12 protein-coding genes are annotated in these 17,279 nt (G+C 38.9%); 11 read left to right on the plus strand and 1 reads right to left on the minus strand.

Annotation, left to right across the window (positions count from 1 at the left end):
• Nucleotides 1–38 precede the first annotated feature (38 nt).
• Together JEM65_RS16005 and JEM65_RS16010 are read left to right on the plus strand one after the other, a co-directional pair.
• Nucleotides 39–2,249 carry a M60 family metallopeptidase gene (locus JEM65_RS16005; RefSeq protein ID WP_199601643.1) on the plus strand — a complete coding sequence of 737 codons (2,211 nt, stop codon included), beginning with the start codon at nt 39–41 and terminating at the stop codon, nt 2,247–2,249.
• Nucleotides 2,250–2,318: 69 nt separating this feature from the next.
• Nucleotides 2,319–3,629 carry a DUF3472 domain-containing protein gene (locus JEM65_RS16010; RefSeq protein ID WP_199601645.1) on the plus strand — a complete coding sequence of 437 codons (1,311 nt, stop codon included), beginning with the start codon at nt 2,319–2,321 and terminating at the stop codon, nt 3,627–3,629.
• Between the two features lie 155 nt (nt 3,630–3,784).
• Here JEM65_RS16010 and JEM65_RS23585 read toward each other — a convergent pair whose 3' ends face one another.
• Nucleotides 3,785–3,964, minus strand: a complete 180-nt coding sequence (locus JEM65_RS23585) for a hypothetical protein (protein WP_233530694.1) — start codon at nt 3,962–3,964, stop codon at nt 3,785–3,787.
• Nucleotides 3,965–4,208: 244 nt separating this feature from the next.
• Here JEM65_RS23585 and JEM65_RS16020 point away from each other — a divergent pair, with 244 nt between their 5' ends.
• The 9 genes from JEM65_RS16020 to JEM65_RS16060 all read left to right on the plus strand — a co-directional run bounded on the left by JEM65_RS16020 (nt 4,209) and on the right by JEM65_RS16060 (nt 17,202).
• Nucleotides 4,209–5,567 (plus strand): Gfo/Idh/MocA family oxidoreductase, encoded by a 1,359-nt coding sequence (locus tag JEM65_RS16020; protein WP_199601649.1) that lies wholly within the window; start codon nt 4,209–4,211, stop codon nt 5,565–5,567.
• 61 nt (nt 5,568–5,628) lie between these two features.
• Nucleotides 5,629–8,658, plus strand: coding sequence for a SusC/RagA family TonB-linked outer membrane protein (locus tag JEM65_RS16025; protein ID WP_199601651.1), 3,030 nt, complete (start codon nt 5,629–5,631; stop codon nt 8,656–8,658).
• A gap of 13 nt (nt 8,659–8,671) precedes the next feature.
• The gene (locus JEM65_RS16030; RefSeq protein WP_199601653.1) at nt 8,672–10,258 is read left to right on the plus strand and encodes a RagB/SusD family nutrient uptake outer membrane protein; all 1,587 of its coding nucleotides are present in this window, start codon (nt 8,672–8,674) and stop codon (nt 10,256–10,258) included.
• Nucleotides 10,259–10,658: 400 nt separating this feature from the next.
• Nucleotides 10,659–11,993, plus strand: a complete 1,335-nt coding sequence (gene nhaA / locus JEM65_RS16035) for a Na+/H+ antiporter NhaA (protein WP_199601655.1) — start codon at nt 10,659–10,661, stop codon at nt 11,991–11,993.
• A 420-nt stretch (nt 11,994–12,413) separates the two neighbouring features.
• Nucleotides 12,414–15,194, plus strand: coding sequence for an aconitate hydratase AcnA (acnA, locus tag JEM65_RS16040; RefSeq protein ID WP_199601657.1), 2,781 nt, complete (start codon nt 12,414–12,416; stop codon nt 15,192–15,194).
• 276 nt (nt 15,195–15,470) lie between these two features.
• Nucleotides 15,471–15,722 carry a type II toxin-antitoxin system ParD family antitoxin gene (locus tag JEM65_RS16045; RefSeq protein WP_199601659.1) on the plus strand — a complete coding sequence of 84 codons (252 nt, stop codon included), beginning with the start codon at nt 15,471–15,473 and terminating at the stop codon, nt 15,720–15,722.
• Nucleotides 15,715–16,014 (plus strand): type II toxin-antitoxin system RelE/ParE family toxin, encoded by a 300-nt coding sequence (locus tag JEM65_RS16050; RefSeq protein WP_199601661.1) that lies wholly within the window; start codon nt 15,715–15,717, stop codon nt 16,012–16,014. Before JEM65_RS16045 ends, JEM65_RS16050 begins: the two co-directional genes overlap by 8 nt.
• Before the next feature lie 160 nt (nt 16,015–16,174).
• The gene (locus tag JEM65_RS16055; protein WP_199601663.1) at nt 16,175–16,846 is read left to right on the plus strand and encodes a flavodoxin reductase; all 672 of its coding nucleotides are present in this window, start codon (nt 16,175–16,177) and stop codon (nt 16,844–16,846) included.
• A gap of 5 nt (nt 16,847–16,851) precedes the next feature.
• On the plus strand, nt 16,852–17,202 hold the full coding sequence (locus JEM65_RS16060; RefSeq protein ID WP_199601665.1) for a DUF488 domain-containing protein: 351 nt from the start codon (nt 16,852–16,854) through the stop codon (nt 17,200–17,202).
• Nucleotides 17,203–17,279 lie beyond the last annotated feature (77 nt).

Consider the following 17,279-nt stretch of genomic DNA (forward strand, 5'->3'; position numbering starts at 1 on the left):
GCTACTAATTAAATTTTTAACCATAAAAACCCATGCTTATGCATCCCAAATTATTTTTGTTATTATTTATTTTAGGTTTTCATTTTACCAGTTGCTCTGACAAGGTTGATATTAAGGAAGAACCACAAGTGGTAACACCACCACCTACTCAAGATCCTGATACTTACAAACCTGCCAATGCCAATAGCATTGACAAAGATGTACTTATTGCACCAAGCGGAGCGACGGCCTCTGAATTCCAAAATGGCACCGACATACAAAAAACCTTAGACGGCGATAAAACCACTATTTACCATAGTAAATGGGGCGGACAGACCGTGTTTCCTGTAGACCTAATCTATAACTTTGCAGAAGATAAAGATCAAATCGATTATTTTGTCCTTTATCCTAGAAGCGATAGTAACAACGGAATTATCCAGGAAGTTACCGTGTATCTAAAGGTGCAAGGTTCAGACGACTTTGTAAAATATAAGGATTTTGTATTCGAAAACGGCAATACTCCAAAAATCATCACATTTACTGATGGGTTTAAGAACCCGAAGGCTATAAAATTATCAGTAACTAAAGGTGTCAACAATTTTGTAAGTCTAGCCGAGATTGAATTTTACAAAGAAAGTATGGCTTTAGAAGCGAGCTTAAGTGTTTTTAGCGATAAGGCCTGTACGCAATTTAAACCGGGGACCACAAGAGAAGACATTCTAGCTATAGAGAATGAGTTTATCAGAACCATGGCATTGGCCATGTTTAATGAAGTGTATGAACCTTTTAGAATTGGAGAGTTTAAGAGTTATCCTGACCCGAGTATTATAAGTGCTAGCAACAAAACAAGTACCTATGGTATTTATGATAATGTTACCGGTATTTATGTGAAGTGGGGTACTGAAATGGTTGTTTTTATGAATGATTTTCAAGGCGAGATATCTCTGCGAGTCGTTAATCATACTCAAGGATTTGGAGGAATCGACTATGTTTTGAAACCGGGCGTGAATCGTTTCAAAGCAAATACGGAAGGCTTGGCTTATTTAATTTATCAAGATACTCACCAATATGATGTTAAAGCGAACTTCGCTACAGGTCAAATCAATGGCTATTTTGATAGTGCCAAACATAAAAAGGAAGATTGGAAAGCACTGATTGATAATGCGCCATATAGTTATTTTGATGTGTTAGGTAAGTATGCCCATTTATCCTTTACTACAGATGACCTTCGTCAATATACGCCAGATATAGTAGAGCTTATCGGTCTGTATGATGATATTGTTGACTTAGAACAGGATTTCTTGGGTTTCTATAAATACGATAGAGCAAATCCAACGCGCATGTATTTTAGAACCAATACTCATCAAGACATGTACATGTTTGCTACATCGTATCGAACGGAATATCATAAAAACACCATGCCAGCACTTTGTAATCCAAACACCTTGAGATCTTCACCATGGGGTCCTGCGCATGAAGTGGGTCATGTTAACCAAACGCGACCAGGATTGCGATGGTTAGGAATGACAGAAGTAAGTAATAACATCTATAGTCTCTATGTTCAGACCACTTGGGGCAATGCAGCGCGAATTGACGAAGAAAAAGTTGAGCCGTTTAACAACCGATATGAGAAAGCGTTTACAGAGATTTTAGCGACTGAATTGGCTCATGGAGAACATGGAGATGTGTTCTGTAAGCTAGTACCGTTCTGGCAACTGCAATTGTATTTTTCAAATGTGCTAGGCATTAAAGATTTTTACAAGGACGTTCACGAAAAAATCAGGGTCAATCCAGACCCAAGTACATCAGGAGCTGCTCAGGTTGAGTTTGCTAAAATTTGCTCTGAGATTGCGCAAACAGATTTAACAGAGTTCTTTATAAAATGGGGATTCCTTAAAGCTGTTAATAAAGATTTGGACGATTATGGGCAGGGCACAATTCAAGTCACACAGGCCATGGTAGATAATGCCATAGCCGATATTAAAGCTAAAGGGTATCCAGAACCAGAAATGAAGTTGGAATTTTTACATGAACAAAGTTTACCTATGTTTCAAAGTAAGGGTACGCTTCAGGTAGGATCAGCATCTGTAAGCAATAATACGATCAGCATTTCAGGAACAAGTAATGCAGTGGTTTACCAACAAGAGCGTAATGGAGAAATTATCCATATAGCCGCGAGAAACAATTTTAAGGTGGCATCTTTTAATAGTACTGACAAGCTTTATGCCCTAGGCTATAAGGGCGAACGTGTAGAGATTTCAATAAAGTAATTGAGAAAAAATAGCAGGAGAGTTACGAGCTCTGTAACTCTCCTTTTAACAAAAATTAAAACATAACTTATGAAACTTCATTATTGGGTAATCTTCTGTGTATTGGTTTTTTCGTGTAAACCCCAACAGGTTACTAACGAAACCTCAAGCAAGGAACAACTTATTCTAACCACTGAAATCCCTGCACAGCCTAACAGCTGGATGGTCAATAGTCAACACAAAAACAAGAAAACCCCCAGCATTGAAACCAAACAGTGGACGGACATGAATCAGGTGATGCGAACCTATTTTAAAACAGACACTTCGGGTAAGCTTCACTTGGGCTTAAATGTAAGGGTGCCAGAAGGCATATCGAAACTGAAAGTTACTCTAGGGGGTACAACAAAAACAATAGAAATATCAAACACTGATGCTAAAACTATTGAAGTAGGTATTTTTGAGATTTCAGAAGGCTATAATTTTGTTGAAATTGAGGGGTTGGAGAAATCAGGAGCCGTGGTTGCCAATATCAGCAAAGTCTTAATCGGCGGTCCTGCCACAAAAGGCCATGTCTATTTTATAAAGGATGATTTTTATTTTGGACGCCGTGGACCATCCGTCCACTTATCCTATGAAATGCCTAAAGACAAGGAAGTCGTGTACTTTTATAACGAAATTAATGTTCCTAAAGGCGAAGACGTCATCGGCTCCTATTATATGGCCAATGGTTTTAAGGATGGCTATTTTGGCATTCAGGTCAATTCTGAAACGGAGCGTCGCATCCTATTTTCGGTTTGGAGTCCTTTTGATACCCAAGACCCCAATGAGATTCCTGATGACCATAAAATAATATTATTGGGTAAAGGTGCTGGCGTGACCACAGGCGAGTTTGGCAACGAAGGTTCAGGTGGTCAGAGTTATAAAGTTTACAATTGGAAGTCAGATACCACCTATAAGTTTTTATTGAAAGGGGTGCCGGTAGAAAATAATTCAACAGACTATACTGCATATTTCTACACCCCAGAAGATGGCAGATGGAATTTAATTGCCAGTTTTAGAAGGCCTCAAGCCAGTAGATACTTAAAAAACCTGTATTCATTTTTGGAAAATTTCGATACAAAGACGGGCAACATTACAAGAAAAGCGAATTACAATAACCAGTGGATTTACAGCACCGATAAGGAATGGACAGAATTGACCACAGCTAAATTTACCGCAGATGCGACGGCTAGAAAAGAATCAAGAATGGACTATGCTGGCGGAGTCGAGGGCAACCAGTTTTTTATGAAAAATTGCGGATTTTTTAACGACACCACACCAATTGATACTGTATTTACCAGAACGGCCAATGGAGTGGCGCCAATAATTGATTTTTCAAAGTTAGAGATCCCAAAAAGTTAATATTTTTTTGAGTTAGTTAGTCAGAAAACCCGAAAACATTGTTTTTCGGGTTTTTTTATAAGTATAATATGGCTGAGAACAAGCATAGATGGGCCTTAATATAGAATAGATTACGCAACTCAAGCTTGGGATGGGGTTTGAAAACGTGTATATTACTAAGGCTTTTCATTACTGGGAAATGATGGTTTAACGGCACGGTACTTTTTATTGGTGGGACTTGAAATTAAGGGCGAATTAAAATTCGACCGATTCACTTCTTTTAATTCGGCCGTGTTTCCTGTTGCTGCGGTAGTAAGTGGCGCATTGTTTCCAGCGCTTATATAATTTGCTTTCAATCAGGACACAGGTAGGCTGTTAGGTCATTAACCACAGTTTTAAGGGTAGAGGTTTGGTACACCAATGTGTGCCACGACCGGGGTTTTGCTAAACCATCCTTGTTTAGGGCATTCATTCGTCAAATAGGGGTATTATTTCGTCAGTTCTTCCCCAATCCCTGAAAACGCCTAAAATATCTCCAATTCTATACCAGTTAAGTTTCATATTTGGGCGCACGATTATTAAACAATTAACTATTTCAATATGGGTTCAAGAAGGGATTTTGTAAAAAAAACGGCTTTAGCCGGTGCGGGTTTATTTATGCTTCCAAGTGTATCATTTGGCGCCATGTTAGGCTCGTCTGACCAAAAATTAAAAATAGCTTTTATAGGCGTCGGTTTAAGAGGTGTTAATCACTTAAACAATGTATTACATAGAAAAGATACAGAAGTTACTGCCATATGTGATGTGGATCCTGTCAGAATAGATCTCGCATTAAAAATGATAAAGGATGCAGGGTTTGCAAAACCGCAGGTTTTCGGTAGTTCAGATCTTGATTATTTAAATCTTTTGAATTTGAAAGAAGTGGATGCTGTTATAATCTCTACACCTTGGCTTTGGCATACAAGAATGGCAGTAGATAGTATGAAGGCTGGTAAATATACTGGCTTGGAGGTTTCTGCAGCCAACACTTTGGAAGAATGTTGGGATTTGGTAAACACACACGAAGCCACAGGATCGCACTTGATGATTCTTGAAAATGTAAATTACCGCAGAGATGTATTGGCGGTTTTAAATATGGTCAAGCAAAATGTGTTTGGTGAGCTGGTACATTTTAGATGTGGCTACCAACATGATTTGCGTGGTGTAAAACTTAATGATGGTAAATCAGCTTATGGGAAAGGTGTTGAGTTTGGAGATAAAGGGATTTCTGAATCCAAATGGCGTACACAGCATTCCCTCTTAAGGAATGGCGATGTGTATCCAACCCATGGAATTGGTCCAATGGCCGTGATGTGCGACATCAATAGAGGTAATCGTCTCATGTCATTGACTTCCCACGCTTCAAAGGGTGTCGGATTGCATAATTATATTGTGGACAATGGTGGGAAGGACCATCCCAACGCCAAATTGAAATTCAAACAAGGCGATGTGATCACCACTACGGTAGAAACTACCAATGGTGAAACCATTATCATCACACATGATGTTAATTTACCAAGACCTTATTCCTTAGGGTTTAGAGTACAAGGAGCAAACGGGTTATGGGAAGTTGATGGCAACAGGATCTATGTGGAAGGGAAATCAAAACCACACCGTTGGGATGATGCTGATGAATGGCTCAAAAAATATGATCATCCTTTATGGAAAAAGTACGGAGAAACTGCCATGGATGCTGGTCATGGTGGTATGGACTTTTTTGTGATCAATTCTTTTATAGAATCTGCTAAGGAAAAATTGGCGCCCCCAATGGACGCTTATGATGCCGCAGCATGGAGTTCTATTACACCCCTTTCAGAAGCGTCTATAGAAAATAACGGAGAACCTCAGGATATTCCTGATTTTACAAGAGGGATGTGGGTAAAACGCAAACCTTACAATTGGATGAAGGACACGTATTAAAGGTGCCTAAGAATACTCTGAATATTATTAATAAAATGAAAACTAACTTAAAATCAATCTAATGAAGAAACTATTATTTGTGTTGTTCTTATCCCTGTTTCTCGGTTCTGCTTATGCACAACAATCTAAAATTGAGGTCAAAGGAACTATAACAGAAGCCAGTGCAGGCACTTTTGTTCCAGGTGCAACGATTATTGAAAAGGGCACTACAAATGGCGCTGCCTCTGATTTTGATGGAAATTTTTCTATCGAAGTAAATCCTGATGCCACATTGGTCATCTCATTTATAGGATTTGTGACTGCTGAAATCAAAGTAGATGGTCGCTCTGAAATAAACGTAAGTTTGGTGGAAGACGTTGCCAGTTTGGACGAAATTGTCGTTGTAGGTTATGGCGTTCAGAAAAAAGTAAACCTTACTGGATCTGTTGCCACTGTGGATGGCGATATGCTGGAAAGCCGACCAATCACTAGCGTCTCTGCAGGATTGGCTGGTTTGTTACCAGGTGTCTCTGTAAATCAACAAACGGGTCAACCGGGTGCTGACGGTGGTAGTATCAGAATTCGTGGTACGGGTACCTTAAACCAAGCCTCACCAATGGTTTTAATTGATGGTGTGGAAGGATCATTAAACGATGTTCAAGCCAACGACATTGCAAGTATCTCTGTACTTAAAGATGCTGCATCAGCTGCTATTTATGGTTCAAAAGCAGCAAATGGGGTCATTTTAATTACTACAAAATCAGGAAAATCTGGTGAACCTGTAGTAAGTTACACGAGTGATATTGGTTGGCAGTCGCCAACGCAATTGCCTGAATATTTAGGTTCTTATGATTATGCGCGTTTATACAACGAGGCCTTAGTAAATGGTGGTAAAGCACCAAAATTTACAGAGGGCGATATTGAGCTTTTCCGTAACGGAACAAGTCCTTACACCCACCCTGATACTGATTGGCAAGATCTTTTATACCAAGGCTCAGGTTTTTTAATCACCAATAACTTCGGCGTTTCTGGTGGTTCAGAAGTCACTAAATACCGTGCTTCCGTTAATCATCAAAAACAAGATGGTATCATCCAGCATACGGGTAAAAATGAATATAACGGCCGACTAAATCTTACCGTGACACCTAAAAAGTGGTTGACTACAAATATGAATCTGTCTTATACCCAAATGGATCGGGAAGCTCCAAATAATGCGTATGTTGGTGGTGGAATAGATCAAATTATCAGACAAGCCAACAGAATTGCACCTTGGATTCCTTATAAAAATGAAGATGGAACTTATGGTACTATTTCAGATGGTAACCCAATTGCATGGTTGGATATGGGGCCACAAATTAATTACCAACGTAAAACTTTTGTAGGAATTGGTTCTGTACAAATTGATTTGCTAGAAGGCTTGAACATTAAAGCCTTAGTGTCTCATAGAAATGTGGAAGAGGACAATTCAGAAATGAATAAGGAAAATCAATACAACCCTAATAAATATCATGGACCGACGAAATTGACCGAAGACCTTAGAACAAGTACGCGTAACACATTCGATTTGACGGCAAATTATTTCAAAAGCTTCAATGATGTGCATAATGTCTCCGTACTTGCTGGATATCATGCTGAATCTTTTGATTTTAAAAAAACCACAGCGTATCGTGAAAATTTCCCAAGTACTGAACTTCCAAATTTAGATGCTGGATCTACCAACGGAATGAAAAATACCGGATATACGCGTGAACTTAATATGGTTTCATTTTTTGGACGTATTAACTACGATTATATGGGACGTTATTTATTTGAAGCTAACGTGAGGTCCGATGCTTCTTCTCGTTTTGCTAAAGATAACAGAGTGGGTGTATTTCCATCGTTCTCTGCTGGATGGCGTATCTCTGAAGAAGCATTTTTTGAGAACGCTAAAAATTCAATTAACGATTTAAAAGTGAGAGTGTCATGGGGACAATTGGGTAATCAAGACGCACTTAGTGGTGATGGTCAAGATTCCTATTATCCTACCATTCCAACTTTAGGTCTTGGAACCAATTATCCTTTTAATAGTGTCATTACTCCTGGAGCTGCCATAACAAACGCTAAAAATGGTGCTTTAATTTGGGAAAAAACCACCAGCTACGGTATTGGCGTGGATGCCCGTTTATTTAGAAAGATTGATGTGACTGTTGATCTCTACAAAAAACAGACTGAAGGTATTATTATGCAAGTACCTGCTCCTAACGAATTCGCTTTAAACAACTTTTTTGATAACGTAGGTAAGTTGGACAATAAAGGAATTGAAGTGAGTTCAAATTATAGAGACACCTTTGGCGAAGTAGATTTTAGCTTTGGGGGAAATATAGCCTATAATAAAAACGAGCTGGTACAATTAGCAGGCACTGACCAAATTATTGATGGACGCAAAATTCGTCAACTAGGTCAAACCCTTGATTCTTGGTATGGTTATAAAACGGATGGTTTACACCAAAGTCAAGCCGACATTGATGCTTATCCAACTAACACGATTTATGGAAACCAAATTAAACCGGGCGATTTGCGTTACATGGATTCAAACGGCGATGGTAAAGTTGATGCTGATGACCGTGTTTTGTTAGGCAACTCTACACCTAATTTCAACTTTGGTATTAACTTGAGCTTAGGGTACAAAAACTTTGACTTGCAAGCGCTTTTCCAAGGTGCCACAGGAGGTAAAGGGTATATGGATTTTGATGCGGTTGGTGCCGTAAATGGTGATGGTCAGAAACCGTCTGCAATTTGGTTAGATCGTTGGACCCCTGAAAACACAAGCACTAGCGTCCCGCGACTTATAGCCGGTATCAACGGTCCGAGCATGCCTCAAAATTCAACCACAAGCTATTGGTTGAGAAGCACCGATTATCTAAGAATGAAAAACCTTCAATTAGGATACACGATTCCAAGTGATATTTTAGACAATTGGGGTGTTTCAAGACTTAGAGTGTATTACAGTGCTCAAAACTTATTTACGGTAACCAATTATCTTAAAGGATGGGATCCGGAAGCACCTTCGGGACGTGGTAGTAGTTATCCTGTTGTGATGACGAATTCATTCGGAGTTAATTTAACTTTTTAATACATAGTACAAGATGAAAAAATTAATATACTTATTAGGAATAGTGGTTATATTCAGCGCTTGTGACGATTCCTTCTTAGAAACAGCACCTGATGACGCACTATCACCTTCCACGTTTTGGAAGTCGAAGAAAGATTTGGATCTGGCCTTAACAGGTTGCTATAGCGGCTTCCAAAGCGGAGACGATATCATGTATCGCGATGCTGGATCAGATAATGCCTACAATAATTTCCCTTGGGAAGGTTGGACGAACATTGGAAATGGGAAACTATCTGCGGCAGACGCAGGTGCATCATATTACGGCTTTGGAACCATCAACAGATGTAACGAGTTTCTTGCAAATGTTGATAAAGCAACTGCAGTTTCAGAAACAGATAGAGCGGTTTATAAAGCGCAAGTACGTTTTATTCGCGCCTATAAATATTATGTATTGACCACAAATTATGGTGCCGTTCCTTTAATCCAGCAAAACTTTGCTACTCCTGAAGAAGCTAAAGTTCCAAGAGATTCACAAGACGTTATTCGTACATTTATTGAAGACGAATTGACAACGGTAATTGGCATGTTGCCAGATTCTTATTCTGGTGGTGAATATGGTAAAGCTACCAAAGGAGCTGCACAAGCGCTTCTAATGCGTTACTATCTTTACTTTGAGGATTATGACAATGCATTAGCTACCGCCCAAAGTATTTCTGGCTATTCGTTACATCCTTCGTTTGAAGGGCTTTTCGACCCAGCCAATGAGCAAAACGAGGAGATCATATTATCAGTACAGCAAACACCAGATTTTTATGCGGTCAATTTCACCCCATTTATGCCCAACGGCCTTGGCGGTTGGTCTTCTGTAGTGCCTACACAATCGTTGGTTGATGCTTTCGAAATGGCAAATGGTAAAACCATTCAAGAAGCTGGCGAATATGATCCAAACAATCCATATATAAACAGAGATCCTCGATTGAGAGCCTCAATAGTGTATCCGGGTCAGGTATTTGCAAATAAGGTTTACAGTTCAATTGAAGATACTAGTCCTGATTATTATAACAAAGCTGATAATGCCACAAAAACGGGTTACAACTTTAAAAAGTACACTACTTTTTTAGATTTAAACCCTAGTTCTCCTTACTGGAACATGGGGAACGATATCTATATCTTTAGATACGCTGAAGTGCTTTTAACCATTGCAGAAGCAAAAATTGAATTAAGTCAGATTGATAATGAACTTTATGACGCTATGGATGCCGTTAGATTAAGAGCAGGAATGCCTGCTGTTGACCGCGTTAAATATGCTGATCAAACAAGTTTAAGAAAACTACTAAGAAATGAGCGTCGCGTTGAGTTTGCTATGGAAGGTCTTCGGAGAGATGACATTATCCGTTGGGGTATAGCTACAGAAGTTCTTAATGGCGACCTCATGGGCACAAAAAGAGGAACTGTGTTAGAAACCACACAGCCAAACGGCGATCATAATGTGTCTCTAACCTTACCATCAAATCTGATTGAGAACAGACAATTCCAAGCTCCTAAAAACAATCTTTTGCCTATTCCACAAGGAGCAATTGATAAAAATCCGAGCTTAACCCCTAATAATACTGGGTACTAGTTTTCTCTATCCATCGTGTGAAAAAAATACGATGTTTGAAAAAGTTAATATTTTTTATTTTTTTGAGTTAGTTAGTCAGAAAACCCGGAAACATTGTTTTTCGGGTTTTTTAATAGGCTAATTGCTGCTGTGATTCTGAATTTACGCAATTATTGCACAAAACATCCAAGAGCCTAATTTTGCATATCTTCATAAATTTAAAGTAAAACATTACACCACTTTAGCTTCTTTTGTGCGGTTGTTTTGAGAGCGTTTATAACAAGTTAATAGTATTGTTAGGTGTAACTTTCTAGTTTTCAGGTTGGTGTGTCAAAATATTTCAATAAAATAAAATTGAAATTTTATTGAAATAGAAAATATTAAATCGGAAATTGTACTTTGAACGTAATAGTGTCCAAAAATGAGCAACCTAACAAAAAAAATAGAGACCTTTTTCAAAAATGATTCCGCACCGGGAATATTGTTAATCATTGCCACAATTAGTGCGTTAATTGTTGCTAACACGCCTTTAAATAGCTTTTATCATACAGTCATGCAACTCAAATTTGAAATGGGTTTTGAAAACGTCTACATTTCCAAAACCTTGCACCACTGGGTAAATGATGGCTTAATGGCCCTTTTCTTTTTATTGGTAGGGCTTGAAATTAAGAGCGAATTGAAATTTGGACGGCTGACCTCATTTAGATCGGCCACATTTCCTGTGGTTGCCGCAATAAGTGGCGCCTTATTTCCTGCGCTTATATATCTAGCCTTCAATCAGGGAACTGATTATGTAAAAGGTTGGGCGATACCAATGGCTACTGACATTGCATTTGTTATTGGTATCCTCGCCATGCTCGGGTCTCGAATGCCTTCCTGGGCTAAGGTGTTTATTACCACTATTGCTGTGGTAGACGACCTTATTGCGGTATTGGTAATTGCATTTTTCTATACTGACGAAATCAATTTTGGAGCTTTAGGCATAGCCGGGGCCTGTACCTTGATTCTGCTGATCTTTAATTATAAAGGAGTCAACAGATTGACACCTTATCTCATTGTTGGTTTTATAATGTGGTGGGCTGTGTTGACCTCGGGAATTCACGCAACCATTGCTGGTGTCATCTTGGCCTTGACATTACCGCTGCGGCAAGAATGGGAGCTCGATAAAATTCGGCGGTATGCGCTACGCGGTTACCACTTATTTAGAGAAGCAAAAGATCATAAACTGGCAATGACCAGTACAAAAGTGCACGATTATCTTGAAAGAACCCAACGGGAGATGGAATCGCCATTAAAACGTTTGGAGCGTAAACTACACGGACTGGTTTACTTTTTTATCATGCCGCTCTTCGCCTTTGTTAATGCCGGAATTATATTTGATTCGCAAATTCTTAATGAAGCCTTTCATATCCCCATCACTTGGGGGATCATCGTAGGATTGTTGATTGGGAAACCTGTAGGCATTATGTTAGCTATTTGGATCCTTTTGAAATTTTTCTACAAAAACATGCCACAAACCCAAGAAATATGGCGCTTGCTCTTTGGTATTTCGTTGCTCTGTGGTATTGGTTTTACCATGTCGTTGTTTATCGTAAACCTATCGTTCGATGATCGTGTGATTCAGGAAGAAGCGAAAATTGGGATTCTACTCGCCTCTATTTTGAGCGGAATAATTGGTTATATGGTACTGCGTAACGCCACTAGAAAACCAGAGGCAATTACTGAAGATAAGATGAGTAAAATGGGCTATTATTAATCGGTAATACAAGTAAATAGGGTGCCACTTAGTTATAAAATGTAAATTTTAACGCACGTTTGGTGTTGCTAAAAATATAAAAGGAGACTATTTTCTAATAGGTCTCCTTTCTTGATTTTAGGGTGATTCTTGCCATTCTGGTTATGATTAATCTGCTTGTGTAGAATTTTAATGAGAGTCCTTTTCTACTATAACTATCGCAAGGATTACAGTATGCACAGTCCGTAGCTATAGAGGTCATTTTTATAGGGATAAGATTCGTAATGACTTCTAAAATGCCTAACTTTAGACAACTCATTAGGACATATGTGCTCTAAAACGTGGTGGATGCTTGATCGTATTGCATCGCTTTGATTATGGAACCATTTCAAAATTTTAAATAGACCTATCACAATTCACTAAAACTCAAATACTAACCCTATGGAAAACGATGTATTTAAAACTAAAAAGCAATTAACCATTGATGGTAAAACCTATGATTATTACAGTCTTGAAGCGCTTGCCAAACAGGGTTATGATATAGATAAACTACCATTTTCAATTCGCATACTCTTAGAAAATGCCGTGCGTCATTTTGATGGTTTTTCGGTTACTAAAGAAAATATTGAAACCTTGTTGAATTGGGAGCCAAAAGGAATAGATAAGGACATTCCGTTTAAACCTGCAAGGGTATTGATGCAGGATTTTACGGGAGTTCCCGCAGTGGTAGATATTGCTGCGCTTCGGGCAGAAGTGGCAAGGAAAGGTAAAAACCCGGATCATATAAATCCTCTCGTACCTGTAGATTTGGTCATTGACCATTCTGTTCAAGTAGATTATTTTGGAACGGAATATTCCTATCAGCGTAATATGGAGGAGGAATATAAGCGCAATAAGGAACGCTACCAATTCTTAAAATGGGCGCAACAGTCTTTTGATAATTTTAGTGTGGTTCCTCCTGGGATGGGAATCTGCCATCAAATTAATTTAGAATATTTTTCCAAAGGCGTCATTGAACGCGACGGCCAATTGTTTCCAGATACCGTGGTGGGTACGGACAGTCATACCCCAATGGTCAATGGGATTGGCGTTGTGGCGTGGGGTGTTGGTGGTATTGAAGCGGAAGCGGCAATTTTAGGGCAACCGCTTTATTTTATAATGCCAGAAGTGATTGGATTAAAACTGACCGGTAAGTTGCCCTTAGGATCTACTGCCACAGATTTGGTATTGACCATTGCCAATATTCTAAGAAAGCAAGGCGTGGTGGGCAAATTTGTGGAGGTGTTCGGTCCAGGATTAGATCATTTATCGGTTCCTGATAGAGCTACCATAGGTAATATGTCTCCAGAATTTGGATGTACCATCACCTATTTCCCAATTGATGACAAAACATTAAAATACATGCGGGAAAGTAACCGCTCAGAAGAACAAATCAAGTTGGTAGAAACCTACTGTAAAGTCAATATGCTCTGGCGAGAGAATGAAGACCGAATTACCTATACTGAAGTTGTAGAGCTCGATGTGTCTACTATTGAACCGACCGTTGCAGGACCAAAACGACCTCAAGATAAAATACTCTTAAAGAATTTTAAACCGAAATTTATCGATTTGCTGAGTTCATCGTTTGAACGCGAATACATTGAGCATGAAGATCGGGAGTCGGTTATTAGGTGGAAGAATGAAGGGGGCAATCAACCTACTTCTCCGCCTAAAGAAATCTCTGATGGTACAAAAATTGAAACCAAAGAGAAAAACGGGCTTAAAACCGTTTGGATTGATAAAGGCGAACAGAAATATTCATTATCAGACGGATCAGTGGTTATAGCGGCCATTACTTCGTGTACCAACACGTCCAATCCGTTTGTGATGATAGGTGCTGGATTGGTGGCCAAAAAGGCACGAGAAAAGGGTATTGACGTCAAGCCCTGGGTAAAAACGTCTTTAGCGCCAGGCTCTAAAGTGGTGACGGATTATTTGAAAAAAGCCGATTTATTAAAAGATTTGGAAGCCTTGCAATTTCATTTAGTGGGTTATGGCTGTACCTCTTGTATTGGGAATTCAGGACCGCTGCCACCGGCTATTTCTAAGGCGGTAGATGACAATCAGCTGGTGGTGTGCTCAGTGCTTTCGGGCAACCGGAATTTTGAGGCCCGTGTGCATTCACAAGTTAAAATGAATTACCTCATGTCGCCCATGTTAGTGGTCGCGTTTGCAATTGCAGGACGCGTGGATATTAATCTGACTACAGATCCTATTAGTTATGATAAAAATCAACTCCCAGTATACCTTAAAGACATCTGGCCAACGGATGATGAAATCAATGCGGTGCTAAAAGAGGTATTGACGCCAAAAGATTTTCATAAAAATTATTCTGAAATTTTTGAAGGGAATGAGATTTGGAGAAACTTGGAAGTTCCTAAAGGCAAACTGTATGAATGGGACCAAGACTCAACATATATTCAAGAAATCCCCTTCTTTAAAAATATTTCAGAGACAGCACCAGCACTTCAAAACATTACAAATGCACGTGCATTGTTAGTTTTGGGAGACAGTATTACTACTGATCATATCTCCCCAGCGGGAGCTTTTGATGAACATTCTGCTGCAGGACAGTATTTAATAGAAAAAGGAGTCAAAAAAGAAGCGTTCAACTCCTACGGAAGTCGCCGTGGCAATGATGAAGTGATGGTGCGTGGCACTTTCGCTAACGTTCGAATCAAGAATAAACTTGCTAAACAGGAAGGCGGCTACACGGCGTATTTACCAACAGGGGAGGAAATGAGCGTCTATGATGCGGCGATGAACTATCAGAAAGATAATACGCCTTTAGTGGTGCTGACGGGCAAGGAATACGGAAGTGGATCTTCAAGAGATTGGGCAGCAAAAGGTACCTTTTTATTAGGCGTCAAAGCGGTCATAGCGGAGAGCTATGAGCGTATCCATAGAAGTAATTTAGTAGGCCTTGGTGTCTTGCCACTGCAATACGAAGTGGGCGATACCGCGGAAAAATTAGGATTAACCGGAACAGAAATTTTTACTATTTCAGGAATAGCGGAAGGATTGACGCCACACAAATCTGTAGATGTGAGTGCAGAAAATGACAAGGGTGAAATCATTAAATTTAAAGCCATTGCCCGATTGGATTCATTGATAGATATTGAATATTACCGCAATGGGGGCATCCTCCAATACGTGCTTCGTCAGTTTTTAGATAACGCATAAGGATGCACTAAGGATCAATATCTTGAATAGAAATTTAGAATTTAAAATAATTCATTAGTGTCCGGTTAAAATAATTTTAGTGTAATAAACCCTATCTTAATAAGGGATTTTACAAGTTTTGTTAAATGACACCTGTCTTTTTCGAAATGATGTTATGGAGGTAGAGTTGTCAAGTCTATCCTTAGATCATATGTGTTTATCAGTTTGTGATGTGCAATTTGAGCAAATTTTGCTAACATACCAATTTTTGGTATATTTGAATCAAATAGTATTCAAATGAACAAAAACACATCAATATCACTCGGGAATTATTTCGACCAATTCGTCCAAAGTAGCATAAGTAAAGGAAGATTTAAGAATGTTAGCGAAGTCATACGGGCTGGTTTAAGACTTTTAGAAGAAGAAGAAAATAAAGTTATTGCTTTAAAAAACGCAATTCAAGAAGGAATTGACAGCGGAATAGCGCACGACTTTGACCCTAAAAAACATCTTGAAACTTTAAAGGCAAAAAAACACTCGAATGGCTGAATATAAGTTAACAAACAAAGCTGTTGAGGATGTATCAAAGATTTGGGATTATACATTTGAAGTTTGGTCGGAAAAACAAGCTGACAAATATTACGATGAACTAATTTTAAATTGTCAAGAAATTTCTGAAAATCCAGATTTGGGAAAAAGCTACGAAGGCATATCAAAGCAACTTCTCGGAATGAAGGCAAATCGGCATATAATATTTTACAGAACTTTAAGCGAGGGCTATGTTGAAATAACGAGAATATTACACGAGAGAATGGATTTGAAGAAAAGAATAACGGAATAAAAACTATACACAAAATAGTATAGTTAGATTGAGTTTAAATAAAGCAGATTCTGCGCAGCACGTATAAGATGTGGCAAATCAGTAATAGCTCGGTTTGGAAATTTATATGACAGATGGAATGCTTTAAGATATAAAATGAAAGAATGTTAAATAGAAATCCATGAAAAATCAAGTTGTACATATAAAATCAATAGCGCATGCCACTCATGATGTGTTACATATTGTAACCGAAAAACCAGAAGGCATGACTTTTAAACCAGGTCAAGCCACAGAACTGTTTGTAGATGAGTCTGGATGGGAAAATGAAGGACGTCCATTTACCTTTACGGGTTTGCCTGAACAGGAACATCTTGAGTTTATGATAAAAACCTATCCGTCCCATAATGGCGTTACCGAAAAACTACTGTCCTTAAAGGCAGGAGATCGGGTGATCCTGAATGATGTGTTTGGTGCGATTGCCTACAAAGGTGAAGGAACATTTATTGCCGGTGGGGCAGGGGTGACGCCTTTTATTTCAATTTTAAGACATTTGAAATCGCAGGGTAAATTAGGGGATAACAAACTTATTTTTGCAAATAATTCGGAAAAAGATATCATTCTTAAAAATGAATTTCAAACCATGTTGGGTGATAATTTTATTAATATCCTGTCGGAAGATACGGTTGGAGGCATAGCGCATGGACGCATCACAGAGAAATTCTTAAAAAATTGCGGACTGGCCTATGATAAACCATTTTACATTTGTGGCCCGCCGCCAATGATGGAAGCTGTAGTAGAGCAGTTAGCGCATTTGAATGTGTCTAAAGATCAGATGGTGACCGAAGCGTTTTAAATCTTATGAAAAACATCCAAATAAAGCGTATTTATGATGTTCCTGCCAAAGATGATGGGTATCGGGTTTTGGTGGATAGATTATGGCCGCGAGGAGTTTTAAAAGAAGATGCGCAATTGAACGATTGGCTTAAAGAGATTGCGCCTTCAACACAACTCCGAAAATGGTTTGACCATAAGCCTGCAAAATTTGAAGTATTCACTGAGAAATATACGGACGAATTGGAGGATAAATTTGAGATTTTGAGGGAGCTGAAAAACAATACGAGAACTAAAACACTTACGTTACTGTATGGCGCAAAAGACACTGAGCATAATCAAGCGGTGGTGCTTAAAACGGTTTTAGAAAACCTTTAAAAGTACAATTAGGAGGTCAGTTTATGCGGCTATGTCAGTTTGAGTGCCTATGTCAGTTTGAGCGCAGTCGAAAACCT

It is taken from the genome of Gelidibacter salicanalis (assembly GCF_016469035.1).
GTDB lineage: Bacteria > Bacteroidota > Bacteroidia > Flavobacteriales > Flavobacteriaceae > Gelidibacter > Gelidibacter salicanalis_A.